We start from the raw sequence: 24,188 nt of genomic DNA on the forward strand, positions 1-24,188 counted from the left end.
GGGACGGCTGAGAAACCTCACAGGCTCAGCTGTGTGACGTGGACCACAATCGCGCAGAGTGAGCAACCATCGCATCGCCGCTGCTCAGAGTGCACGCAGGTCAAACGTGCGAGTTGTCTGACACAACCGATGGGACGTCAGCTGACCCCTCACCGGTCGGCGAACGCCTCGAGATCCGGCAGTACCGACGCAGGCGAGGGCATCGCGGCGATCTCGGCGGCCAGCGCCTGCGCGGTGGCACGGTGCACCGGCTCGCCGAGCAGCGTCCGCGCGCACTCCGCGATCACGTCAGGCATGACGTCGTCGCGGGTCAGGGCGAGGCCCGACCCCTGGGCGGACACCACGTCGGCGTTGCCGAACTGGTCGGCGCCCTGGGGGAGAAGCAGCTGCGGCAGGCCGTGCGCCGCCGCGCCGAGCGTCGTGCCGCTGCCGCCGTGGTGGACGACGAGATCGGCCTCGGCCAGCACGCGCCCCTGCGGCACGAACTGCGACACCTGGACGTTGCCCGGCACCTCACCGAGGACCGATGGATCGCCCGGCCCCACGGCGACGACGACCCGCACAGGTAACCGCGACAGTCCGTCCACGGCGGCCCGCAGGACGTCCGTGGCATGGAACGAGACGGTGCCGAGCGTCAGGTACACCAGTGGCCGGCCGGGCGGGCTCCACGGGGGTGCCGGGGCGCTCCACGGCACGGGGCGCAGCGGGAACCGCGTCGGCACCGCGGCCGCGACCGGGTCGGCGAGCCCGGACGGCCAGAGGTCGAGACACGCGTCGCCGAGCATCAGGTCGGCGGGTGGTGTCGCGCCGTCCCACAGCCAGTCGAAGGCCGGCGCGGTGAGCGTCCGGACCTCCGCGGGCATCGACCGGCCGATGGTCACCGAGACCGCCGGGATGCCGGCCCGGAAGGCGGCGGCGGCCGCGCCGACGTCGCTCATCTCGTAGATCACCAGGTCGGGCCGGTCGACCTCGAGCATCGGCTCGAGGTCGGCGAGCGTCCGCCTGGCCAGGACGTCGGCGAACATCGTCGCCAGCACCGCGACGACCGGCCCGTCGGGATGGCGCTGGACGGCCTCGGCCTCGGCGACGCCGATCGACGTCCCCGCCGCACGCGTATCGAAGCCGAACTCGGCGAGCTGGGGCACGAACGTCGGCCCGGTGGCGATCGTGACGCGGTGCCCGGAATCGCGGGCGGCCCGGGCGAGGGGGAGCAGCGGATAGAGGTGTCCGTAGGCGGGTCGGCCGGAGAAGAGGATCCGCATTGGACGACCGTAGCGCCGCTTGCCCGTCCGTGCTAGGTTCTTCTCAGTTCGAGTAATACTCAATCTGAGAAGAACGGCGAGCGAATGGATGAGCGGGCATTTCTGGAGTCCTACGACCCCCGGTCTTTCCCGGCGGTCGCGGTGACTGTCGACGTCGTCGCGCTGACGATTCGCGACGGGGAGCTCCAGGTGCTGCTGGTCGAACGCGGCGAGGCGCCGTTCGCCGGGCGGCTCGCGCTGCCGGGTGGCTTCGTCAAGTCCGAGACGCTGGACGATGCGGCGCTGCGCGAGCTCGCCGAGGAGACCGGGCTCACCGCGGGACACGGCGACTTGTCCCGCGTCCATCTGGAGCAGTTGAAAACCTACGGCGATCCGGGGCGCGACCCGCGGATGCGAGTCGTGTCGGTGGCCTACCTGGCGTTCGCCCCGAGCCTGCCCGACCCGCGGGCCGGCGGTGACGCGGCGGCGGCGGGGTGGAAGCCGGTGGGCGGCGCCGAAGACCTCGCGTTCGACCACGGCCGCATCCTGGCCGACGGCCTCGAGCGGGCCCGGGCGAAGCTCGAGTACTCACCGCTGGCCACCGCGTTCGTCGGGCCCGAGTTCACGATCGCGGAGCTGCGCGCGGTGTACGCGGCGGTCTGGGGTGAGGACCTGCACGCGGGCAACTTCCACCGCAAGGTGCTGTCGGTGCCGGGGTTCGTGGAGAGCACCGGCACCACGACGGCGCGCGGCGGCGAGCGCGGCGGCCCCCGCGCGAAGCTCTACCGCGCCGGCGACGCGCGCGTGCTGCACCCGCCGCTGCTGCGGCCCACCGCCGAGGAGGCCGTGCGGTGAGCAGCTTCGAGGACGCGGTGTTCGCCATCTTCGCCGCCGAGGAACCCGCCGACCTGTTCGACAGCGAGGACGCCTTCCGCCGGCTGCGCCGGACGGTCCATCCCGACGTCGCACCGCCGGGCAGCGAGGGCATCGCGACGTCGGCGTTCACGCGGCTGACTGAGCTTTGGGATTCGGCAAGAATCCGTCCTGGCAGTTCCCGCACTGATTCTTGTCGAACTGCGCGGGCGCCGATGATCGGGCGCTACCCCGTGGGAAAAGCGATCGAGGGTGACCTCGCCGACCTGTTTCCCAGTGGCACCGCGCTGCTCAAGATCGCCCGCGACCCCGCCGACAACGACCTGCTCACCACCGAGGCCGAAGCGCTCCGGCTACTGCCCGGGGACCGCCGCTACCGCGCCTACTTCCCGTTGCTGCGCGAGACGTTCGTCGTCGAGGACGAGGGCGACTACCGCGCGGTGAACGTACTGGACCACTGCGACGGTTTCGTCAGCCTCGCCGACGTGGAACGCGCGTATCCGGACGGCGTCGATCCGCGCGATGCGGCCTGGATGTGGCGGCGGCTGCTCGTCGCGCTCGGCGCGGCGCACCGGGCGGGCGTCGTGCACGGCGCGGTGCTGCCCGAGCACGTGCTGATCCACCCCGACGACCACGGGCTCGTGCTCGTCGACTGGTGCTACTCGGCGCTCGCCGGCGCGTCGGTCCCGGCGCTGGTGGAGCGCTACCGGGACGCGTATCCGCCCGAAATCCTCGCGAAGGAGCCGGCCGTACCGGCCACCGACCTGTACCTGGCGTCCGGCCTGATGCTCCGGCTCATGGGCGGCCGGGCCCACGAGAAGCTCCGCCGCTTCGCGAACGGCTGCCGGTTCACGGCCCCGCGCATGCGCCCGGACGACGCCTGGCAGCTGCTGGCCGAGCTCGACGAGCTCCTCCAGACCCTGTACGGCCCCCGAAAGTTCCGGAAGTTCACCGTCCCTGCCTGACGAGGAGGCACATCATGGGAAGCGGACGCTGGTCCACCGACGTCTATTCCGCCGCTGCGAACTACCGTGCGGCCACCGGCACGAGCGCGTTCGCCTACAGCGACGGCGGCGCGCGGTCGGTCCACTCCACGCTCGACCCGCACCGCGTCATCGCCCGCGAAAGCCGCGACAGCGACGAACACCCACGCAGCACGCCGGTCGCGGTGCTGTTCGACGTCACCGGCTCGATGGGGTCGGTGCCGCGGACGCTGCAGACCAAGCTGCCCCAGCTTCTCGGCCTGCTGCTGCGCAAGGGCTACGCCACCGATCCGCAGATCCTGTTCGGGGCCGTCGGCGACGCGACCTGCGACCGGGCCCCGCTGCAGGTCGGTCAGTTCGAGTCCGACAACCGCATGGACGACGACCTGGCGAACATCGTCCTGGAGGGCGGTGGCGGCGGCCAGATGCGGGAGTCCTACGAGCTGGCGATGTACTTCCTGGCCCGCCACACCGACACCGACGCCACCCGGCACGGCCGCCGCGGCTACGTGTTCCTGATCGGCGACGAACTGCCGTACGACGCCGTCAAGGCCAACGAGGTGCGCCGCGTGATCGGCGACGACCTGCGCGAGAACATCACGGTCGAGGCGATCGTCGCCGAGCTGAGCCGCAAGTACCACGTGTACTACCTGCTCCCGAAGGGCGCGGCCTACGCCGGCGACAAGACCGTGCTGCGGCGTTGGCGCGAGCTGCTGGGCGAGAACGTCATCGAGCTCGACGACCTGAACGCGGTGTGCGAGACGATCGCGCTCACGATCGGCCTGAACGAGGACACCGTCGACCTGCACGCCGGCCTCGCCGACCTGGCGGACCTGGGTTCGTCCGCGGGCGCGACCGTCGGGAAGGCCCTGATGCCGCTCAGTCGCGTGGTGAGCCGCCGGGCGCGTCCGGTGCGTGCTCAGCTGCCCGCGACCAGGCGGTCGAGCAAGAACGTCCGGCTATGACCCACACCATCGTCGTCGACCTCGGCTACGGGGACGCGGGAAAGGGGCGCGTGGTCGACCTGCTCTGCGAGGAGTCGGACGTCGAAGCCGTCGTCCGGTTCAACGGGGGAGCGCAGGCCGCCCACAACGTGGTGCTGCCCGACGGTCGGCACCACACGTTCGCCCAGTTCGGGGCCGGCACGTTCCGGGGCGTGCCGACCCACCTGTCCCGGTTCGTGGTCGTCGACCCGCTGGCGCTCGCCGCGGAAGCGGCACACCTCGTCACGGTCGGGGTGCCGGACCCGTTCGCGCTCCTCACGATCGACGAGGACGCCCTGCTCGCCACACCGTGGCACCGGGCGGCGAACCGGGTCCGGGAGCGTCGGCGCGGTGCCGACCGGCACGGCAGCTGCGGGCTCGGCGTCGGCGAGACGGCGGCGTACGCGCTGGCCCACCCGGATGCGCCGCGCGTCGGTGACGTGCGGGATCCCGGGCGGCTCCGCCAGCGGTTGGTCGCGGTCCGCGACCGGCTGTCCGAGGAGCTGGGAGCCCTCCCAGTGCCTGATGTGGACGCTGTGCTCACGGTGATCACAGCGTTCCGGGATGCCGTTCGGATCGTGGACCGGGGCTACCTCCCGGACGTGCTGCGGAGGGGGCGGTGCGTCTTCGAGGGAGCCCAGGGGGTGCTGCTCGACGAGTGGTACGGGTGGCACCCCCACACGACGTGGTCGACGACCACGTTCGCGAACGCGGAAGCCCTGCTGGCCGAGGTGGGGGGGCTCGCCGAGGCGGAGGGGTCTTCGGCGGGTGCGGTGGAGCGGCTCGGCGTCGTCCGGACCTACACCACCCGGCACGGCGCCGGGCCGCTCGTCACCGAGGATCCTTCGCTGCGGCTCCCCGAGCCGCACAACGGCGCGGGGGAGTGGCAGGGCGCGTTTCGGCTCGGTCACTTCGACGCGCCGGCCCACCGGTACGCCGTCGAGGTGTGCGGCGGGGTCGACGCGTTGGCGGTCACGCACCTGGACGTGCCGCCGTCCGTGGAGATCTGCACCAGTTACTCAGCGATCAGCCACATTCCGGTTGAGTCTCCCGGCGATCTGCAGGCTCGGGAACGCCTAACCGCAGCACTGCGACGCGCCACCGTCGGACAGTCGCACCGCCCGTCCGACTGGGTCCTGTCGATCGAGGAGGCGCTCGGCGCCCCGGTAATCCTCGGTACTGACGCCCCGAGCGGTGCCCCCGTGTTCCACCGGACCGCCGTCACCGCCTGAAGGGGTCATCGTGAAGAGCCCACTGACCGAGGTCCACCGGCTGCGCGTCGTCGTCGTCGAGCCGGCTCATGCCGGGTCGGGTAAACGGGCGATCCGTCACACGAGTAGACATCGGACCGTGCGAATGCCCCCGTTCCGGACGCTGTGGGCCGCGGCCGGGCTCTCCAACCTCGCCGACGGCATCAACGTGGCCGCCGCGCCGCTGCTGGCCGCGACCCTGACCGACGACCCGGCCGCGATCGCCGGCCTGCTGGTGGCGCAGAGAGCCCCGTGGCTGCTGTCGATGGTTTCCGGGGCGCTCGTCGACCGGCTCGACCGGCGTCGGATCCTCCAGGTCGCCACCGGGGTCCGCGCGCTCGTGCTCGGCCTCCTCGCGGTGGCGGTCGCGTTCCACCTGGCGTCGATTCCGCTGTTGTACGTCGTCTTCGTTGTTCTGGGCTTGTGCGAGACGCTCGTCGACAACGCGTCCGGCGCGCTGGTTCCGACGATCGTCCCGGGTGACGGTCTCGAAAAGGCCAACAGCCGGATCCAGACGACGTTCGTCGTGGCGAACGAGTTCGCCGGACCACCGGTGGGCGGGTTCCTGCTGGCGATCGCTGTCGCGCTGCCGTTCGCGGCCGGAGCGCTGGGGCTGGTGGCGAGCATGATCGTGCTGCTGTTCCTGCCGCGGGTGCCGCGGATCGTGCCCGAGGTCCGCACGTCGCTCGCCGACGACATCCGGGCCGGCGCCCACTGGTACTGGCACAACCCGGTCGTCCGGAGCCTGTCGTTCCTCTCCGGCGTGGGGAACGCGATGACCGGCGCGAGCTATGGGCTGCTGGTGCTGATCGGGGACCGGCACCTGCACCTGAGCCCGCGCGGCTACGGCATCCTGCTCGCGGTGGGGGCGGTCGGGGCCGTGATCGGCGGGCTGCTCGCCGACCGGGTCGCCCGGCTGGTGTCGCCGGGTGTGCTGATCCTCGGCACGTGCGTGATCTCGGCGGCTGCGGTGGCGGGGCTCGGTTTCGTGACGAATCCGGCGGCCGCGGCGGCGCTGCTCGCGCTCGACGGGTTCGTCGTGCTGATCCTGGGCGTCGCGATCGTGTCGCTGCGGCAGCGCATCGTGCCGTCGGGGATGCTCGGTCGCGTCAACGCGGTGTATTTCACTGTCGCACTCGGCGGATTGGCGGTCGGTGGACTCGGTGGTGGGTTCCTGGCCCGGTATTTCGGGTTGCCGACTCCGTTCGTCGTCGGAGCGGTACTCATGCTGCTCACGACGGTGGCCGTGCTCCCGACGATCGGTAAGCTCCCTCGCGTGATCGATACAGCGCGGGAGGACCTTGGTGAGTAGTGCGCTGCCGCTTCCGGGACGTCCGGGCCCGGCGCCACGGATCGGTTTGCCCTACTTGTCACCCGGTGTCCGGGACTTCCTGTCCCGGGAAGCGGGCAGTGCCGCGGTCCTGCTGGTCGCGACCGTCGCCGCCCTGGTCTGGGCGAACCTGCCCGGCGACACGTACGACGAGTTCTGGCACGTCGAAGTCTCCGCGGCCGTCGGTACCTGGTCGCTGGACATGGACCTCCGGCACTTCGTCAACGACGCCGCGATGTCGATCTTCTTCCTCGTGGTCGGCATGGAGATCAGCCGAGAGGTGACGGTCGGCGAATTACGCGACCGGCGCACGGTGATCGTTCCCGCGCTCGGTGCGATCGGTGGCCTCGCGCTGCCGGCCCTGATCTACCTGGCCTTCCAGCCGAGCGGCCCCGCCGCTGCCGGTTGGGGCATCCCCATCTCCACCGACACGGCGTTCCTCGTCGGTGTGCTGGCGTTGTTCGGACCACGGTGCCCCGACCAGTTGCGGCTGTTCCTGCTGACGCTCGCGATCGTCGACGACATCGGCGCGATCGGCGTCATGGCGATCTTCTACAGCGACCACGTGTCGCCGACCGCGCTGATGATTTCCGCCGGGCTGATCGTGGTGCTGCTGGGGCTGCGGTTCGCCGGGGTATGGCAACTGGCGCCCTATCTGTTGATCGGACTGGCGCTCTGGGTGGCGGTGTTCGAGTCCGGTGTTCACCCGACGCTCGCCGGGGCTCTTCTCGGCCTGATCGTCCCGGCGGCCGCTGTGGATCCGGTCCAGCGTCAGCGGTTGGCGTACTACGGCCGCGCCGTGCTGGAGGCCGCTACCCCGGCGCGCGTGCGCCTGGCGAACACGGCCGCGCGGGCGACGGTCTCCTCGAACGAACGGCTGCAGGACTCGTTGCACCCGGTCAGCGCGCTCGTCGTGCTGCCGCTGTTCGGGCTCGCCAACGCCGGGGTCCCGTTGGATTGGGCGACGCTGTCGAACGCGGCCACGTCCGGCGCGACGATCGGGATCGCGGTGGCGCTCGTGGCCGGTAACGCGATCGGCGTCTCGCTGTTCGCGGGCATCGCGCTGCGTACCGGGCTCGGGGCGCTGCCCGGGCGGGTGCGGTACGGGCACCTGATCGGTGGCGCGATGCTGTGCGGGATCGGGTTCACGATCTCGCTGTTCATCACCGATCTCGCATTCGAGGACGAGGCCCTGCGTCAGGACGCGAAGATCGGCGTGCTCGCCGGGTCGCTGATCGCCGCGGTGCTCGGATCCCTGTTGCTGCGGTACCTGGGAGAGCGGTTGCCGCTCTGCACGATCGACACCGAGGACGGTCCGCCGCCGTTGCCGACGGGGGCGTGGCTCGATCCGACGATCGCGCGGGTGGCCCAGGCGCGCGCCGTATCCCTGCCGGCCGAGCCCGCGCGGGCGGCCGAGCCCGCGCTACCGGTTGAGCCCGAGAGCGGAACGTAGTTCCCGCGACTCCACGCGGCCGGCGTAGAGGCGGTCGTCGATGAACAGCGTCGGCGTGCCGCGGACACCCGCGGCCACGCCGGCGGCGTAGTCGGCCTCGATGTAGGGCTGGTACGCCTGAGCGGAGGACCCGACGATGCTCGCCGGGTCCTCGATGCCGACCTTGCCGGCCCACGCCTCCAGATCGGGGTCGGCGAGCTTCGACTGGTGCTTGAACAGCACCCACGCCAGATCCCAGAACTTGTCCCCGGCGGCCTCGGCGGCCAATGCCGCGGTCAGCGCGAACGGGTGCACCTGGAACAGCGGGAAGTGACGGAAGACCAGCCGGACCTGCCCCCCGGAGTTGTCGATCAACTCGTGCAGCACGGGCGCTGCCGCACCGCAGTACGGGCACTCCAGGTCGCCGTACTCCACGATCGTGAGCGGCGCCTCGGGGTTGCCGTAGACGTGGCGGTTCAGGTCGATAGCCGGTGCCTCTGTCACACCTCAACGGTAGCCTGCAGTCATGGAGGAGCTCTCGCTCGCCGACACCAACGGCATCCTCCGCCAGCCGTGGGTGCACCCCTCGCGCACCAGTACCGGCCTCGGCTGGCCGGACTTCTACGTCTCGACGCAACGCGAGCAGCCGTACGCGGCCTCGTTCGGCGGGGCGCTGAGCCACCTCGTGATCCTGCACCGCGACGGCCCGGTCACCGTGAGCCGCGGCTCGTTCTCCCGGTCCGTGCAGCCGGGCGGCTTTTTCCTGCACCCCGCGGGGAAGGCGCTGGACGTCGAGCTGTGCGGTCCGCTCGACACGGTGCACGTGTACGTGAGCGACGACGCGCTGCAGCAGGCGCACGACGGGCCCGGCGTCGATCTGGCCGAGGAGCTCGGCACCGAGGATCCGCTACTCGAGCAGCTGGTGCTCGCGCTCGACGGGGTGCTCACCGCGTGGGAACCGGCTGCGCGGACGTACGTGGACCAGCTCGGGAGCTTGATGGCCGCGCAGTTGGTGCGGCGGCACAGCAACCGCGGGTCTGCGGCCGCCGAGGTGTCGCCGCCTTCGCAGCGGCGCGGGCTGGGGGATCGTTCCTTCGCTCAGGTTCGAGCTCTTCTCGACGCCCGGCTGGCGCAACCGGTGCCGCTGGCCGAGATGGCAGCGGTGACCGGCTTGAGCGTGAGCCAGTTCGCGCGCCAGTTCAAGGCACGGACCGGGCTCGCGCCCCACCAGTACCTGCTGCGCTTACGCGTCGACGCCGCCGCAGCGTTGCTCCGTGATCCCGCCGTGCCGATCGCCGAGGTGGCCACGCGCTGCGGCTTCACCCACCAGGAACACCTCACCCGAGTCTTCCGAACCCACCGGGGCACCACCCCAGCCTCCCTACGCCGCCCCACCTAGCGGCCACCCCCTCGAACCGTGCCGCTAGCGCGCCGGGGTGCGTGGGAGTGGCCGCTGCGAGTGGTCCCGTTCGGGCGGGCGTCAGGTCGTCGGATCGGGGCCGCTTCGAGTGGGTTGGCGGGGAGGGGCGGCGGGGTGCTGGTTTTGTGCAGCGGGAACGTGCAGGAATCGAGGGCTGGGCGGCGGGATACTGGCCGGGTCAGCGGCGACGATGCTGGAGGCAGCGTGCGGAGCTTTGTGCATACGGCGTCACCGGTGCGGGTGGTGTTCGGAGCGGGCACGCTGGGCTCGCTGCGTGCGGAGGTCGAGCGGCTCGGGCGGCGCCGGGTGCTGCTGGTCAGCGGTACCTCGCAGCCCGAGGTGGTCGCCGCGGCCGCCGAAGGACTGGGCGACCTGCTCGCGGCGACGTTCACCGAGGCCGCGATGCACACGCCGGTCGAGGTGACCGTCCGCGCGATGGAATCCGCGCACGACGCCGACTGCGTGGTCTCGATCGGCGGTGGATCGGCGACCGGCCTGGGCAAGGCGCTCGCGGTGCGGCTCGGCGTGCCGCAGATCGCGGTCGCGACCACGTACGCCGGCTCCGAGGTCACGTCCACGCTCGGTGAGACCGAGAACGGAGTGAAGACCACGCGTTCCGCCCCGGAGATCCTGCCCGCCACCGTGATCTACGACGTCGACCTGACGCTCGGTCTACCGGTCGGAACGTCGGTGACCAGCGGCGTCAACGCGATGGCGCACGCGGTGGAAGCGTTGTACTCCCCGGACGCGAACCCAGCCATCGACGCCGTGGCCGAACAGTCGATCCGGCTCCTCGCGTCCGGTCTCCGCCGAATCGTCGCCACCCCGACCGACCCCGAAGCCCGCGCCGACGCGCTCACCGGGGCGTGGCTCGCCGGCACGTGCCTCGGCGCAGTCGGTATGGGTCTGCACCACAAGCTCTGCCACACCCTCGGCGGCTCCTTCAACCTTCCCCACGCCGAAACCCACACCGTGCTGCTCCCCCACGTAGCCGCCTACAACGCACTCGCCTTCGCCGATCGCGAAGGGCCCGCGGCGGGCGGGGGCGAAGCCCCCGCCACCCCCAGCGCTTCGCGCGACGGCTCCGGGCCTGCGGCGGGCGGGGGCGGTGGGCGCGATCCGTTGGGGCGGGTGGCGGCGGCGTTGGGGGCGGAAGGGCGGGAGGTGGGGGCTGCTTTGTTCGACTTCGTCGTCGAGGTCGGTGGGCCCACCTCGTTGGCGGAGATCGGGTTCACGGCCGAGGACATCCCCGAAGCGGCGCGGCTGGCCACGGCCAAGCCGTACCCGAACCCCCGCGAGGTCACCGAAGAGGGCATCACCGCGCTGCTCACCGACGCGCTGACCGGCACCCGCCCGCCCGGCGCCCAGGACTTCTCCTGGCTCACCGACCAGGTGGTCGCGAGCTTCGCGAACACCCCCGACCCGCGCCTGCGCCAGCTGATCACCGACCTGGTCCGACGCCTCCACACGTTCGCCGAACACCACGACCTGACCCAGGACGAGTGGCAGTACGCGATCGACTTCCTCACCCGCACCGGCGAGATCACCAGCCCCACCCGCCAGGAATTCATCCTGCTCTCGGACACATTGGGCATCTCCAGCATGGTCGACCTGCTCACGAACTCCCGCACGACCGAAACCACTCCCTCCGCCGTGCTCGGCCCCTTCTACGTCCCGGGCCCACCCGCCGTGACCCAGGGCGCCGACATCTCCGGCGACCTCCCCGGAACTCCGCTCCTGGTCGACGTCCGCATAGAAGGCGTGAACGGAGAGCCGGTCGCGGACGCGGCCGTGGACGTCTGGCAGAGCAACGAAGACGGGTTCTACGACCTGCAGCTGCCCGACCTGGACGGGCCGGTGCTGCGCGGTCGGCTCACCAGCGACTCCGACGGCCGGGTCCGGTTCTGGACGATCCTCCCGAGCGAGTACCCGGTGCCCGTCGACGGTCCGGTCGGGCAGATGCTCGAGGCGACCGGCCGTCACCCCTATCGCGCCCCGCACCTTCACTTCCTGATCAACGCCCCCGGCCACAAACAGCTCATCACCCAGCTCTTCGTCCGCGGCGGCGCGTACCTCGACTCCGACACGGTGTTCGGCGTCAAGGACGACCTGGTCGTCGACTTCGCCCCCGGCGAGGGACCCCCGCCGGACGGCCGTGCGGTCGACGGCGAGTGGCGCCTGCTCACCTACGTGTTCCGGATGGGATGACATGCCTCCTGTGGAAACCGACGTGCTCGTCGTCGGCAGCGGGCCGGCGGGCGGTGCCGCGGCGCTTCTGCTGAGCACGTACGGCGTCCCGAACGTCGTCGTCACGAAGTACTCGGCGCTCGCCGACACCCCACGTGCACACATCACGAACCAGCGCACGATGGAGGTCTTACGGGACGCCGGTCTCGAAGAGATCGTGAAAGCTCAGGCCACGCCGCAGCACCTGATGGGCGACACGCCGTTCTGCACGTCGCTGGCGGGGGAGGAGCTCGGGCGGCTGCACACCTGGTACACGCATCCGGCGCGCAAGGCCGAGCACGACCTGGCTTCGCCGACGTCGATCTGCGACATGCCGCAGCACCTGATGGAGCCGGTGCTCGTCAACGCCGCGATCGCGCGTGGGACGAGGTTCCGGTTCGACACGGAGTACGTCGGCCTCGAACAGGACGCCGACGGTGTCACCGCCACCGTGCGCGACCGGTTGCGTGGCGACGAGTACCAGATCCGGGCCAAGTACCTGATCGGTGCCGACGGTGGCCGGAGCCAGGTCGCGGAGGACATCGGGCTGCCCACCGTCGGTCAGATGGGTGTGGCCGGGAGCATCAACATCGTGTTCGAGGCCGACCTCACGAAGTACGTCGCGCACCGGCCGAGCACGCTGTACTGGGTGCTGCAGACCGGGTCGGACGTCGGCGGCATCGGCATGGGGCTGGTGCGGTGCGTGCGGCCGTGGAACGAGTGGCTGATCGTGTGGGGCTACGACATCAACGGTGAGCCGCCGAACCTCACCGAGGAGTACGCGCGTCAGATCGCGCACATGCTGATCGGGGACGACTCGGTCCCCGTGCGCATCGTCTCGTCCTCGGCGTGGACGGTGAACCACCTCTACGCCGAGCGGTACTCGAGCGGCCGGGTGTTCTGCGCGGGGGACGCCGTGCACCGGCATCCGCCGTCGAACGGTCTGGGCTCCAACACTTCCATTCAGGACGCCTACAACCTGGCGTGGAAGCTGAGGTTGGTGTTGTCGGGGGCGGCCGGGCCGGGGCTGTTGGAGACCTACGACGCCGAGCGGGCGCCGATCGGGAAGCAGATCGTCGACCGGGCGAACCAGAGCATCGGTGACACGCGCCGGATCTTCGACGCGCTCGGGTTGCTCTCGACCGACGATCCGGACCAGATGCAGGCCAACATGGCGGCACGCAAGAACGCGGGTCCGGACGCGGAGAAGCAGCGGCAGGCGTTGCGTGAGGCGGTCGCGTTCAAGGACTACGAGTTCAACACGCACGGGGTGGAGCTGAACCAGCGGTACGTGTCGGCGGCGGTGGTGCCGGACGGGAGCGCGGTCTCGAACCCGCGTGACGACGAGTTGTTCCACCACGCGACGACGGTGCCGGGCGCCAAGGTGCCGCACGCATGGGTGGGGAGTGGTTCTGCGCGGCGTTCGACGCTCGATCTCGGTGGTCAGGGACGGTTCACGCTGCTCACCGGCATCGGTGGGGAGGCGTGGCTCGACGCGGCTCGGGCGGTGGGGGTTGCGCTCGGCGTCGAGATCGCTGTTGTCGTGATCGGGCCGGGAGGCGACTACGAGGATCTGTACGGCGATTGGGCCGCCGTGCGTGGTGTGGGGGACACCGGGGCGGTGCTCACCCGGCCTGACAACTATGTGGCGTATCGCGTGGGGTCGCTGCCCGACGATCCCGCCGCTGCGTTGGACGCCACGATGCGTCGGGTGCTGGCGCGCGCCTGACTGACGCGGGCGCCCGGCGGTGGCTAGGGCGCCGCCGGGTCCGGCGGAGCCGCGTCGGGCTTCGGCTGCACCGCAGCCGGAGAGGCTGGCGGGGCCGCCTGGCGTGGTGAGGGGAAGAGGCGGCCCAGGGCGGGGAAGTCCACGGGTGGGCGGGCCGGGGTGGCGGCGGCTTTGACCGCTTCGATCTGGCGGCGCAGGTCGTCCTGGCTGATCGCGCTCGCGGGCGTGCCGGTGCGTGCCTCCCGCATCGCTTTCGCCAGCTGGGCGCGGCGCAGGACCTCCTTGAGGTCGGCGCCGGTCAGCCCCGCGCTGAGCGTCGCGCACGCCGCGATGTCGACGTCGTCGGCGAACATCCGGAACCCCGGAACCTCGTGTTCGACGATCTGCTGGCGGATCATCTTCGCGAGGATCTGGGCGCGCCCGGTGGTGTCGGGTGCCGGCACCGCGAGTTTGATGTCGAACCGTCCGGACCGGACCAGCGACGGGTCGATACGCTCCGGGAAGTTCGTGGTGGCCACCACGAACACGTTCGGGTTGGCGTCGATCAGAGTGTTCATCTCTTGCTTGAAGATGCCCGCGACCGAGTTGATCGCCTGACTCGCGGCGTCCCCGCCCTCGCTGGCGTAGCCGATGATCGTGTCGAACTCGTCGAAGAGCATCACGGTCGGTTCGGTGTAGCGCCGGGCGTCGCGGAAGATCTGCTTGATGTTGCGTTCGGATGCACCGAGCCACTTGTCGAGGATCTCGGTGGTGCGGATTTCGCGGAACCGGGCGCCGATCTCGTTCGCGAGGGCGCGGGCGAGCATCGTCTTGCCGGTGCCGGGCGGGCCGTAGAACAGTGCGCCCTGGGGTCGCTTGGCGCCCCAGCGGGCCAGTGCCTGGGGGTGGCGGAACGAGGCCGCGATCTCGCGGAGCTGCTGGACGATGTCGTCGAGGCCGCCGACCTGGTCGAGGGTCACGCGGTCGGGGCTGCCGGAGGTGGCGGACACCGTGACCACCTGTCCTACCAGCGCCTCCGGTGCGGAGGCTTCGACGACGGCGTCGAGCACCAGGCGGCAGAACCCTTCGATGTGTTCGACGCTGAGCTCGTCGAGCGGCAGGGTGGAGCGGAGGGCGATCGTGCGTTCCGTGGTTTTGGTGGTGGCGACGAGGCCGCTCGGGGCGTCGTGCACCTCCGCCTCCCCGTCGATGACCTCGGGTTCGGCGTCGCCGATCGCTCCGTCCGCGGGGTCCGTGACGTGGTCGGCGGCGCCGACGGCGACCGCGGCTCCATCGGTAGCGGCTCCACCGGCCGTGGCTCCGCCGGTCGCGGCGGAATCCGTGCTGCCACGGCTCGCGGCGGAGTCCGGGCCGGTGGGGCGGGCGGGGGGAGTGGGGCGGTCTCGGTCGGGGTCCAGGCGGCGGGAGACGTTCGCGAGGAATCCGCCCACCCCGTCGACCAGGCGCGTGGCCCACGGATCACCGGACTCGACCCGCTTGGACAGGAACACACCGATCGGGTCGTTCCCCAGCACCGTGACACCCGTGCGGTCCGACGGCTCGGTACCGGTGCGGATACTCGCGTCGAGATACGCGTCGATCTCGTCGCGCGTCAACGTGAGGGAGACCGCGCGCACCGGCGGCGGAAACACGACCCCGCCGAGCAGCTCGACACGCTGACCATCGTCGATGATCAACAGACGTTCGGCATCCACGAGCGTGACCGTGGCGCCGGCATGAGTGAAGGTCCGCAGGTCCGGACGCACCGGATAGCTGGCGTCGGTCTCCATGATTCGTTGCTACCCCACCGGGTCAACCTCAACCCGGCTTGTCATCCGTCGTTACTCTGCCGGAGCAGAGCGCTGGCGCAGGGTAGGGGCAGAATCATCAGTTCGAGTCGAGCCGAGGTACGCATGTTCGGCAGGCGTCGACGGGAGCGTCGACCCGCCGAGCTGGCTCCTGACACCCTTTTGCGCGACCGGGTCATCGCCGGCCACACGCTGCTGGCACAGGGACGCACGGTCGAGGCCGAACAGACCCTCATCGAGGCGCTGCCGCTGCTCACCGCCGTCGGCCCGCACGCCAACACCTTCCTGACGCTGCGCCTGCTCGGCCAGTGCGCTCGCACGACCGGTCGCCTCGACACCGCCCGCGCCTACTACAGCCGGGCGCTGGACGTCGCCGAAGCGCTCGGTGACCCCGACCTGGCCGGCGCGGCCGTCAGCGGCATGGCGTTCGTCGAACTCGCCGCGGACGATCTGAGCCGCGCCGACGGGTACTTCCGGCAGGCGGTGCAGCTGGTTCGGACGCTGGCGCCGGGTCCGGGGCGGGTCGCGGTGCTGCGGAACTACGCCGATCTGCTCGTCCGGGTCGACGACGCGCGGGCCGCCACGTTCTACCAGGAGGCCCTCGACCAGCCGGGGCTCGACGCGACGAGCCGCGCGGCGATGCTCGTCGCACTCGGCCGTGAGCTGCACCGACGCGGACGGGTCGCGGCAGGCACCGAGCGGCTGCGCAGCGGGGCCGCGCTGTTCGCCGAAGCCGGTGCGGACGGCGAGACGTACGCGGCGCTCGTCGCACTCGCCGGCCTCGCGCGGGAGACCGACCCCGCCGTGGCCGCGGACGCGTTCACCCGTGCGCACGACCTGGCACATTCGCTGCTGCCGCCGATCGACGTGCGCCACTACACCGACGGGTTCGCCGCGCGGGTGCGGCAGGTCGAGGCGGAGACCGAGCGTCGCGCGGCCATGGGTGAGCTGCCCGCGGTGGCGCCGCCTGCGGTGCTGGCCGCGTCGCGGGGGCTCGGGCCCGAGGTCGTGCGGTCGGTGACGGTCGGCGCGCCGGCGATGATCGGGCAGCGGTCGCTGGAGGAGGGGTCCGCGCTGACTGCCGCCGGTCGGTTCGCGGACGCGGACGCGAAACTCCGGATGGCCGAGGTGATGTGGTCGGCGCTCGGGGCCGCGCACGTGCTGCCGCGGGTGTGGGTGGCGCAGGCCCGGCTCGCCGCGCGCCGGGGGGCGCTTGTTCCGGCGCGATCGCTGCTCGAGCGGGCGAGGGCGCAGTCCGCTGCGCTCGGTGACGCCCGCACCGAACTTGCTGCGCTTTCCGCGCTCGCGGAGGTGGGGGTGGAGGTCGCGGAGCCGCGTCCGTTGGGTGGGGAACTGCCAGCAGACCTGCGCTTGCTCGACGTTCTGGCGCAGGCGAGTGCGCTGGCTGTGTTCCTCGCCGAGCGCGGTGAGCCCCCCGAGACGCCGGATGCCTCCGCGGCTGTGCTGTGCGTGCGGTACGGGGCGTTCGATCTGGCCGAGCACTACCTCCGCCGCGCCGCGGCCCTACCCGACGCGGGCGGCGCCACCGGCGTGGGGGGTGCGGAGGGGGCTCGGGCCAGTGCGTTGGCTGGGCTCGTGACGATTGTGACCCGGCGGGGGGCCGGTCAGCGTGACGAGGTCGCGGCGCTGCGCACGCGGCTGGCGGCGCTGGCGGAGCAGAGTACGGACCCGCTGGTCCGGGCGGCCGCGGGCGGTGCGGTGGGGCGGATCGCCGCGGCGGCCGGCGAGTGGACCGACGCAGCCTGGGAGCGCCTGCGCGACGCGTGCGCGGCGTACGACGAGCTCCGGGCCCACCCGATCGGCCCCGACCCGAACGTCGAGCCGCCGTACCTCACGGCGGCCGAGGTCGCGATCCGCCTGGGCCGCTTCACCGAGGCTCTCACGCTCGCCGAGCGCCTGACCCGCGGCCCGGCGCCCGCCGAGGACGCGGCGCTCAGCGGATCTGTGGCGGACGTCGTCCGGGTGGTGTTCCTGCCGGGAGCGTGCGGCGTGTACGCGCTGACCGCGATCCCCGGTGAGCCGGTGATCGGCGAGGTCGTTTCGTCCGCGCCGGGCGGGCCGTCGCAGGCCCGGTGCGCCGCGGTCGTCGACGCCGCCGCGATGCACGGTCCGATGGTCGTCACCGCGCTCGGCGCCTTGTACGGCACCCCGGTGCACCGCACTGCCGACGGCGCGGCCCGCCGCGCCGTCTCCCTGCTCCCCACGGCGTCCCCACGCCCGCCGGCCCGAGCGGTGCTCGGCGGGGCGGGGCGGGGTGTCGTGCTGGTTGGGCCCAGCGGTGATCTGGCGTTCGGTGGAGTTGCTGGTGAGCACGCGGGTGCCCGGTGGGATGCGATAGTGCTGCGGGGCCCGGACGCCAGTGCGGAACACCTTGCGGCGGCGCTGCGGGGGACGGTGTCGATGGTGCATGTGGCCTGCCGGATCGTGGTGGACGAGCGGCGTCCGCAGCGCACCAGCCTCCTGCTGGCCGGTCCGGACGGCGTGCCCGTTCGCGTCGATGTCGCCGGGCTCGCCGCGCTGCCCTGGACCGGCGCGGTCGTCGTGCTCAGCTCGGGGGAGGGCGGCGGCGTCCCGGCCGTCCTCGTCGACGCGCTGCTCCAGGCCGGGGCGCGGGCCGTCGTCGCGAGCGCCGCGCCGGTCGACGGTCTCACCGCCGCCGTCCTCACCACCTGGCTGCACGACGAGCTGGCAGGCGCCGAACGTCTCGACGCCGACACCGTCGACGAGGCCCTCGCCACCGCACAGCAGCGCCTCCGCACCTCCACCGGCGACGATCTCCTCACCTGGGCCGCCGACCGCCCCACCCTCTGCGCCGAGCAACTCGCCCTGGTCACCGACCGCGCCGAAGCCAAGCACCCCTTCGCCGTCGGCGCCCCGTACGCGACCTACGGCCGCTAGCCCGCGGGGACGCCCCTAACCGGCGACGGGAACCACCCGGAGGAAGTCGAGTTTTTCGGCGTCTTCGGAGCGCGCCGGCGCCGTGTACGTGACGATCCGCAAGTCTGAGCACGGAACTGTCAGTACGTCGCAGTCGACTTCGATCGGGCCCACTACCGGGTGATCGATCGTCTTCCGGTCGGCGATGTGTACGCCGACCGCGCCTCGCGCCCACATCTCCGCGAACCGTGAGCTTCCCGCCCGTCCCTCGGCGACCAGCGCACGGACCTCGGGATCGTCCGGATACGTCGCCGCGGCGGCACGCAGGTCGGACACCAGTGCCGTGTCCAGCACGTCCGGGCCCAGCTGGGAAACCACCGGCCACCGCGCGATCGCGCGCGGCTCGGCGAGGCCGAACCGCACCCGGATCAGGTTCCGATCCGCGGGAAACGACGTCGGGTCGCCGATCAACGCGGCCCAGAGCGGACTCCACTGGATCAGCGTCCAGTCGGCCCGGAACACGCCGAGCGGAATCTCGCCGAGCCGGGTCAGCAGGCGTTGCACGCCGGGCGGCACGTGGTCGGAGATCAGCCCCGGCGACGGCGGGGCGAGCCCGGCCAGCTGGTACAGGTGGTCGCGCTCGCAGGTGCCCAGTTGGAGCGCCCGCGCCAGCGACGCTACGACCTGCGGCGACGGGGTCGTCGCCCGGCCCTGCTCGAGCCGCACCACGTAGTCGACCGAGAGCCCCGCGAGGCTGGCGAGCTCTTCCCGCCGGAGCCCGAGCGCGCGCCGGCCACTGGCCGCCGGGAGCCCGACGTCGACCGGCGACAACCGGTCACGCCAGATCCGTAGCGTGTCGCCGAGAGTGGTTTCCATGGTCCCAGTCTCCCTCCGGAACGCCGGGACATCCCTGGTACTGCTGGTCCTACCGTCGTGGGAGGCACTGGTAGTCGCGGTCGACCGGGCGCACCGTCGACCCCATGACCACCACGTTCATCACCGGGGCCAACAAGAGCCTCGGCTTCGAAGCCGCCCGTCGTCTGATCGAGGCCGGCCACACCGTCATCGTCGGCGCTCGCGATGCGGAGCGCGGCCGGGTAGCCGCCGCTGAGCTCAACGCCCGCTTCGTCCAGATCGACGTCACCGACGACGCGTCGGTGGCAGCGGCCGCCGCGGACGTCGCTGCGCACGAGGGGCACGTCGACGTGCTGATCAACAACGCGGGGGTGCCCGGGGTGAACCCGCCGGCCGCCGAGATCACCGCCGACGACGCCCGGTACGTGTTCGAGACGAACGTCATCGGGATCGTGCGGGTGACGCACGCGTTCCTGCCGCTGCTGAGCAAGTCGGGCACGCCGGTGATCGTCAACGTCGCCAGTGGCCTGGGCTCGTTCGGTATCACCCACGACCCCGAGCGATTCGAGTCGACGTTCGCGATGCCGCTGTACAACGCGTCGAAAGCGGCGGTGTCGATGCTGACCACGCAGTACGCGAAGGCGCTCCCGGAGTTGCGGATCAACGTCGTCGACCCGGGGTACACCGCGACCGACTTCAACGGGCACAGCGGCCCGCAGACCGTCACCGAGGGCACGGACGCGATCGTCGCGCTGGCCTCGATCGGCGCCGACGGCCCGACCGGAACGTTCCAGGATCGCCACGGGGCGGTTCCCTGGTGAGCGGCGTAGCTTTTCAAGCATGACTCTCAACGCCGGAGAAGCCGGAACCATCGACGTGGGCGGGGACCTCACCGTCAACCGTCTCGGGTTCGGCGCGATGCGCATCACCGGAGCCGGCATCTGGGGCGACCCGCCGGACCGCGAGGTCGCCAAGGCCGTCCTGCGTCGGGCCGTCGAGCTCGGCGTCAACTTCATCGACACCGCCGACTCCTACGGGCCGAACGTCAGCGAAGAGCTGATCGCCGAGGCGCTGTACCCCTACGCCGACGACCTGGTCATCGCCACCAAGGGGGGCCTGACCCGGACCGGGCCGGGCCAGTGGCCGGTCAACGGCCGGCCGGAGCACCTGGTCAAGGCGCTCGACGGCAGCCTGTCGCGGCTGCGGCTCGAGCAGATCCCGCTCTACCAATTCCACCGCCCCGACCCGAACGTCCCGATCGAGGAGTCGCTCGGTGTGCTGATCGAGGCGAAGAACGCCGGCAAGATCCGCCACATCGGGGTCTCGAACTTCGACGAGACGCAGATCGCGATCGCGCAGGGCCTCACGCCGGTCGTCTCGGTGCAGAACCGCTACAACGTCGAGGACCGGTCGTCGGAGACGGTCGTCGACCTCGCCGAGCAGTCGCAGTTCGTGTTCCTGCCGTGGGCGCCGATCAGTGGCGACATCGCCGCGGTGAAGGACGCCGCGGTCAACCACGGGGTCTCGCCGCGGCAGATCGTGTTGGCGTGGTTGCTTGCGCGGTCTCCGCAGATTCTCCCCATTCCGGGCACGGGGTCGATCGAGCACCTCGAGGAGAACATCGCGGCCGCATCGCTGCAGTTGTCGCCGGCTGAGGTGGCGGCCATCACCGGGTGATTTCGTCGTTTCCGTTCCCGTTCCGGTCCGACACGTTCCGGTACGGGACGAACGTCTCACGAGCCCGGCTCCCGGTGTCCACGGAGGTGGGCTCGTGGGGCTCGGGCCTGATCGACGTCGACGCGGCCTACCAGGCGGAACTCGCCGAGCGGGCCCGGATCCTGCGCGCGGATCCGGGTCGGCTCGCCGTCCGGTCTGCGGCCATCCCGGCCTGCTGGGATGCGTTGCTCACGGTCCTGCGTGAGCTCTCCGTTTCTTATTCCGACGTCATGAGCCTGGACGTTTTTGGTGCGAGCTTTCGATGGCGCAACAAGCTGCTCGGAGTGGACGTCCGGTTCCGGGAGGGTGACCCCCTGCCGGGCGGGCCGCTGGGGTTCCTCGGGAGCCAGATCCAGGACGACATCGTGCTGCTCGACCAGCGCGAAGGGGCGTTGTGGATGGAGGCCGGGCTCGTCACGTTCGCGGCCGGCTGGTCGGTGGCGTTCGACGTCGGGATGACGTTCACGGAGATCCACGGGCCGGTGCCGCGGGTGCACGATTCGGGCGTGGTCGCTCGAGCCGAGCGGTTCATCATGCGCTTGCAGCCGGGGGAGGAGTACCGGCGGACGAACTGGTCGGCGACGCTCGATGGGCGGTTGGATCAGTCCACCGAGGCGTGGCCTGAGTGGGGCCCGGAGCGAACCGCGGCAGGGGCGTTGGTGGGCTCGGAGCTCGCGCGGCGCCTTCATTTGCGGGTGGAGGTGCAGCACCTGATCCGCCTGGGGCATTCCGGCGCGATCCTATTCCTGATCAGGACGTATCTGGCCTCGCTGGCCGAGATCGCCACCGTGCCTGCGTGGCGGGTGCGCCTCGGGCGGGTGCTCGCGGAGCTTCCCGAGGACATGGCGTCGTACAAGGGCCTGGCGCCCTTCCGCGATGCGGCGGCGGCCTGGCTCCTAGCCGGTGACGCCTCCGGGCCCGAGGCGCGCTAGCGCGGCGTTCCGTGGTGGGGGCGCTGTGGTGCCGCGGACGACCAGGTGTGGGGGAGTGACCACCTCGCGCTGGAGGACGGGGGCGCCTTCGATGCGGGTGATGGCGCGTTGGATGGCTTGGGTGGTCATCGCTTCGGTGTCCTGGGCGATCGTCGTCAGGTCGAGGTAGGTCAGCCGGGCGAGGCGGCTGTCGTCGTAGCCGACGACGCTGACGTCACCGGGCACGCTGAGCCCGGCACGGCGCAGGGTGTCGAGCACGCCGGTCGCGGCGAGGTCGTTGAACACCGTGATCGCGGTGGGTGGGTCGGGCAGGAGCGGGGCGACCGCGGCCGCCCCGTCCTCGCCGGTCGGCCCACCGGGCAGCACCCGGATCTCGGCCTCCAGACCGTGCTCGCGCATCGCGTCCCGATAACCGCGCCGGCGCTCGGCCGTACCCGGCGTGCGTCCGCCGTCGAGGTGGACGATTGTGCGGTGCCCGAGCGACACCAGGTGCTCGACCGCCTGGTGCAGGCCCTGGCAGTCCGCGTTCCGGACGACGTCGACCGCGTGGTGGCGGACGTCACGGCCGAGCGCCACGACCGGCATCTGCGCCGCGATCGCGGCGAGCGCGGAGGTCGGGGACTGGGGTCCGATCACGAGCAGCGCCTCGCAGCGGTCCTGCAGCAGACCGGCGATCGCGGTGCGTTCGTCGCGGAGCGGTGTCACCGCGCTGAGCGTCAGCTCGTAGTCGTGGCGCGCGGCGGCGTCGTACAGGCCGGTGAGCAGGTCGCCGTGGAACGCGTGCTGCACGCCGAACACCACGCCGAGCAGTCGGCTGCGACCACTGCGGAGTAATCGGGCCCGGCTGTCGGGCCGGTACCCGATCCGGTCGGCGACCTCGAGCACCCGTTCGCGCGTCGCCGCACTGGCCCCCGGCGCGCCCCGCATCACGATCGACACCAACGCGACCGACACCCCGGCCTCGGCAGCGACGTCCGCCAAGGTAGGCCGCCGATTACCCATCGCCGTAGCGTACTGAGCCGTCAACGCGCGGAGCGTCCAGCGCTCACGGCCGCGCAGCAGGCGTGCGCGCCCCCGCCGACCGCGCCCCCTCAGCAGCCGCCCCGCCGCCGTCGCCGCCCCCGACTCGCGCCGAGGCGCTCCCATCGCCGGCGCTACGAGCGGCGCTGTCGGATGGGGTGCGGTTGGGGGTGGCGCTGTCTGCGTTGACGGGTGCGGGGTGGTGGCGGTCGAGGCGGAAGCTGACTACGGCGATGGCCAGGCCGGCGGCGGCGAGGGTGGCGCCTACCCAGGCCGGTGCGGTGTAACCGAGGCCGCGGGCGATGACGAGGCCGCCGAGCGCGGCGCCGAGGCTGTTGCCGATGTTGGTCGCCGACTGGTTGATCGCCGCGCCCATCAGCTGGGCGCGGGGCGCCACCTCGATGAGCCGGGCCTGCAACGCCGGCGCGGTGACCAGGCACGCCGCCCCCACCAGGAACCCGGTCACGAACAATCCGACCGGATGCGACGCCGACAGCGCGAACGCGGTCGCGGCGAGCACCACCGAACCGAGTCCCAGCACGATGCTGCGCCGCACGTTCCGGTCACCGAGCATGCCCCCGAGCAGGTTCCCGACCGTCATCCCGAGCCCGATCGTCGCCAGCACCCACGGCACCGCGCCCGACGTCAGCCCCGCGGTGTTCGTCGTCACCGGAGAGATGTAGCTGTAAACGGCGAAGAACCCGGCGAACCCGATCGCACCGATCGACGCCGCGAGCCACATCTGCGGCGAGCGGAACGCGCTGAGCTCCGCCCGCGGCGAGCCACCAGGCGCTGCCGCGATCGACGGCACGGTCGCCAGCACGGCGAGCAGCGTCAGCACGAACATCCCGGCGATGGCGGCGTACGCGATACGCCAGCTCGTCGCCTGGCCGAGGCTCGTGATCAGCGGGACGCCGAAGACGTTCGCTGCGGTCAGTCCGGTCAGTACCGCGGCGAATCCCTTCGCCTGGCTACCGGGCCCGATCAGCGCGGCCGCGACCATGCCGGCCGCGCCGAAATACGCTCCGTGCGGTAGTGCGGCGACGAACCGCGCCAGCAGGACCAGCGGGAACGTCGGCGCCAGCGCGGACGCCACCGTTCCGACCGCGAACAGCGCCAGCAGACCGATCACGAGTCGCTTGCGCGGCACCCGCGCGGTCAGCGCCGCGATCGTGGGCGCGCCAACCACCACCCCGAGCGCGTAGACCGTGATCGTCCAGCCGGTCTGGGCCACGGCGTCCGACGTCGAGCGCGCATATTCCGCGGGGAGGAGGCCCTGCGCCATCTCGGGCAGCAGCCCCATCGCGACGAACTCGGTCAGCCCGACCGCGAACCCACCCAGCGCGAGCGACAGCACGGCGGCGTTCCGACGCGCGCGCGACACGGCTTCCATTCCGACCTCTCCGGTGCGGTTCGGTCTGCGCACCGGTGCGCGGATCGCGGACAAACGCTGGTAAGGCTAATCCGGATCTCTAGAACGTTCTAGTGAGTCGCGCGTCACAGCGATACTGGG

Annotated in this window: 19 protein-coding genes; 13 read left to right on the forward strand and 6 right to left on the reverse strand. The window is 71.7% G+C overall.

Annotated elements, in window-relative coordinates; translation table 11 throughout:
- Nucleotides 1-149: 149 nt before the first annotated feature.
- The gene (locus ACGFY5_RS21970; RefSeq protein WP_392722317.1) at nucleotides 150-1,262 is read right to left on the reverse strand and encodes a glycosyltransferase; all 1,113 of its coding nucleotides are present in this window, start codon (nucleotides 1,260-1,262) and stop codon (nucleotides 150-152) included.
- Nucleotides 1,263-1,346: 84 nt separating this feature from the next.
- Between ACGFY5_RS21970 and ACGFY5_RS21975 the strand changes: the two genes are divergently transcribed.
- The 6 genes from ACGFY5_RS21975 to nhaA are packed head-to-tail and all read left to right on the forward strand — an operon-like array spanning nucleotide 1,347 to nucleotide 8,113.
- Complete coding sequence (locus ACGFY5_RS21975) at nucleotides 1,347-2,096, forward strand: NUDIX domain-containing protein (RefSeq protein WP_392722318.1); 750 nt, start codon at nucleotides 1,347-1,349, stop codon at nucleotides 2,094-2,096.
- Nucleotides 2,093-3,079, forward strand: coding sequence for a molecular chaperone DnaJ (locus ACGFY5_RS21980; protein WP_392722320.1), 987 nt, complete (start codon nucleotides 2,093-2,095; stop codon nucleotides 3,077-3,079). Before ACGFY5_RS21975 ends, ACGFY5_RS21980 begins: the two co-directional genes overlap by 4 nt.
- A 14-nt stretch (nucleotides 3,080-3,093) precedes the next feature.
- The gene (locus tag ACGFY5_RS21985) at nucleotides 3,094-4,062 is read left to right on the forward strand and encodes a hypothetical protein (RefSeq protein ID WP_392722321.1); all 969 of its coding nucleotides are present in this window, start codon (nucleotides 3,094-3,096) and stop codon (nucleotides 4,060-4,062) included.
- On the forward strand, nucleotides 4,059-5,312 hold the full coding sequence (locus ACGFY5_RS21990) for an adenylosuccinate synthetase (protein ID WP_392722322.1): 1,254 nt from the start codon (nucleotides 4,059-4,061) through the stop codon (nucleotides 5,310-5,312). The genes ACGFY5_RS21985 and ACGFY5_RS21990 overlap by 4 nt, the downstream gene beginning before the upstream one ends.
- 10 nt (nucleotides 5,313-5,322) lie before the next feature.
- Complete coding sequence (locus tag ACGFY5_RS21995; protein ID WP_392722324.1) at nucleotides 5,323-6,642, forward strand: MFS transporter; 1,320 nt, start codon at nucleotides 5,323-5,325, stop codon at nucleotides 6,640-6,642.
- Nucleotides 6,643-6,646: 4 nt separating this feature from the next.
- Nucleotides 6,647-8,113: a Na+/H+ antiporter NhaA gene (nhaA, locus tag ACGFY5_RS22000; protein ID WP_392722581.1), complete on the forward strand. Its 1,467-nt coding sequence runs from the start codon at nucleotides 6,647-6,649 to the stop codon at nucleotides 8,111-8,113.
- Here the strand turns inward: nhaA and ACGFY5_RS22005 are convergent.
- Nucleotides 8,084-8,596, reverse strand: coding sequence for a DsbA family protein (locus tag ACGFY5_RS22005; RefSeq protein ID WP_392722325.1), 513 nt, complete (start codon nucleotides 8,594-8,596; stop codon nucleotides 8,084-8,086). The two genes, nhaA and ACGFY5_RS22005, sit on opposite strands and share 30 nt — an antisense overlap.
- Nucleotides 8,597-8,618: 22 nt before the next feature.
- Here ACGFY5_RS22005 and ACGFY5_RS22010 point away from each other — a divergent pair, with 22 nt between their 5' ends.
- From ACGFY5_RS22010 to ACGFY5_RS22020, 3 genes are all read left to right on the forward strand, one after another.
- Nucleotides 8,619-9,491 carry a helix-turn-helix domain-containing protein gene (locus tag ACGFY5_RS22010; protein WP_392722326.1) on the forward strand — a complete coding sequence of 291 codons (873 nt, stop codon included), beginning with the start codon at nucleotides 8,619-8,621 and terminating at the stop codon, nucleotides 9,489-9,491.
- Nucleotides 9,492-9,716: 225 nt separating this feature from the next.
- Entirely contained in the window at nucleotides 9,717-11,720 is a 2,004-nt protein-coding gene (locus tag ACGFY5_RS22015; protein ID WP_392722328.1) for a maleylacetate reductase and hydroxyquinol 1,2-dioxygenase domain-containing protein, read from the forward strand.
- Nucleotide 11,721: 1 nt separating this feature from the next.
- Entirely contained in the window at nucleotides 11,722-13,467 is a 1,746-nt protein-coding gene (locus ACGFY5_RS22020) for an FAD-dependent oxidoreductase (protein WP_392722330.1), read from the forward strand.
- Nucleotides 13,468-13,490: 23 nt separating this feature from the next.
- Here the strand turns inward: ACGFY5_RS22020 and ACGFY5_RS22025 are convergent, their stop codons facing one another.
- Entirely contained in the window at nucleotides 13,491-15,236 is a 1,746-nt protein-coding gene (locus ACGFY5_RS22025; protein ID WP_392722332.1) for an ATP-binding protein, read from the reverse strand.
- A gap of 123 nt (nucleotides 15,237-15,359) precedes the next feature.
- Here ACGFY5_RS22025 and ACGFY5_RS22030 point away from each other — a divergent pair, with 123 nt between their 5' ends.
- A complete protein-coding gene (locus ACGFY5_RS22030) occupies nucleotides 15,360-18,173 on the forward strand; it encodes a tetratricopeptide repeat protein (protein WP_392722333.1) in 2,814 nt (937 codons plus the stop codon).
- Between the two features lie 15 nt (nucleotides 18,174-18,188).
- On the opposite strand, the gene ACGFY5_RS22035 is transcribed toward ACGFY5_RS22030, so the two are convergent.
- Nucleotides 18,189-19,028: a helix-turn-helix transcriptional regulator gene (locus tag ACGFY5_RS22035; protein ID WP_392722335.1), complete on the reverse strand. Its 840-nt coding sequence runs from the start codon at nucleotides 19,026-19,028 to the stop codon at nucleotides 18,189-18,191.
- A gap of 104 nt (nucleotides 19,029-19,132) precedes the next feature.
- Here ACGFY5_RS22035 and ACGFY5_RS22040 point away from each other — a divergent pair, with 104 nt between their 5' ends.
- The 3 genes from ACGFY5_RS22040 to ACGFY5_RS22050 are packed head-to-tail and all read left to right on the forward strand — an operon-like array spanning nucleotide 19,133 to nucleotide 21,655.
- Entirely contained in the window at nucleotides 19,133-19,828 is a 696-nt protein-coding gene (locus ACGFY5_RS22040) for an SDR family NAD(P)-dependent oxidoreductase (protein WP_392722336.1), read from the forward strand.
- Nucleotides 19,829-19,847: 19 nt separating this feature from the next.
- On the forward strand, nucleotides 19,848-20,684 hold the full coding sequence (locus ACGFY5_RS22045) for an aldo/keto reductase (RefSeq protein WP_392722337.1): 837 nt from the start codon (nucleotides 19,848-19,850) through the stop codon (nucleotides 20,682-20,684).
- On the forward strand, nucleotides 20,681-21,655 hold the full coding sequence (locus ACGFY5_RS22050) for a DUF3445 domain-containing protein (protein WP_392722338.1): 975 nt from the start codon (nucleotides 20,681-20,683) through the stop codon (nucleotides 21,653-21,655). Before ACGFY5_RS22045 ends, ACGFY5_RS22050 begins: the two co-directional genes overlap by 4 nt.
- On the opposite strand, the gene ACGFY5_RS22055 is transcribed toward ACGFY5_RS22050, so the two are convergent.
- Together ACGFY5_RS22055 and ACGFY5_RS22060 are read right to left on the reverse strand one after the other, a co-directional pair.
- Nucleotides 21,620-22,657, reverse strand: coding sequence for a LacI family DNA-binding transcriptional regulator (locus ACGFY5_RS22055; protein ID WP_392722340.1), 1,038 nt, complete (start codon nucleotides 22,655-22,657; stop codon nucleotides 21,620-21,622). The two genes, ACGFY5_RS22050 and ACGFY5_RS22055, sit on opposite strands and share 36 nt — an antisense overlap.
- A gap of 43 nt (nucleotides 22,658-22,700) precedes the next feature.
- The gene (locus ACGFY5_RS22060) at nucleotides 22,701-24,068 is read right to left on the reverse strand and encodes an MFS transporter (protein ID WP_392722342.1); all 1,368 of its coding nucleotides are present in this window, start codon (nucleotides 24,066-24,068) and stop codon (nucleotides 22,701-22,703) included.
- Nucleotides 24,069-24,188 lie beyond the last annotated feature (120 nt).

The sequence above is a fragment of the Cryptosporangium sp. NPDC048952 genome (genome assembly GCF_043197895.1).
Taxonomy (GTDB): domain Bacteria; phylum Actinomycetota; class Actinomycetes; order Mycobacteriales; family Cryptosporangiaceae; genus Cryptosporangium.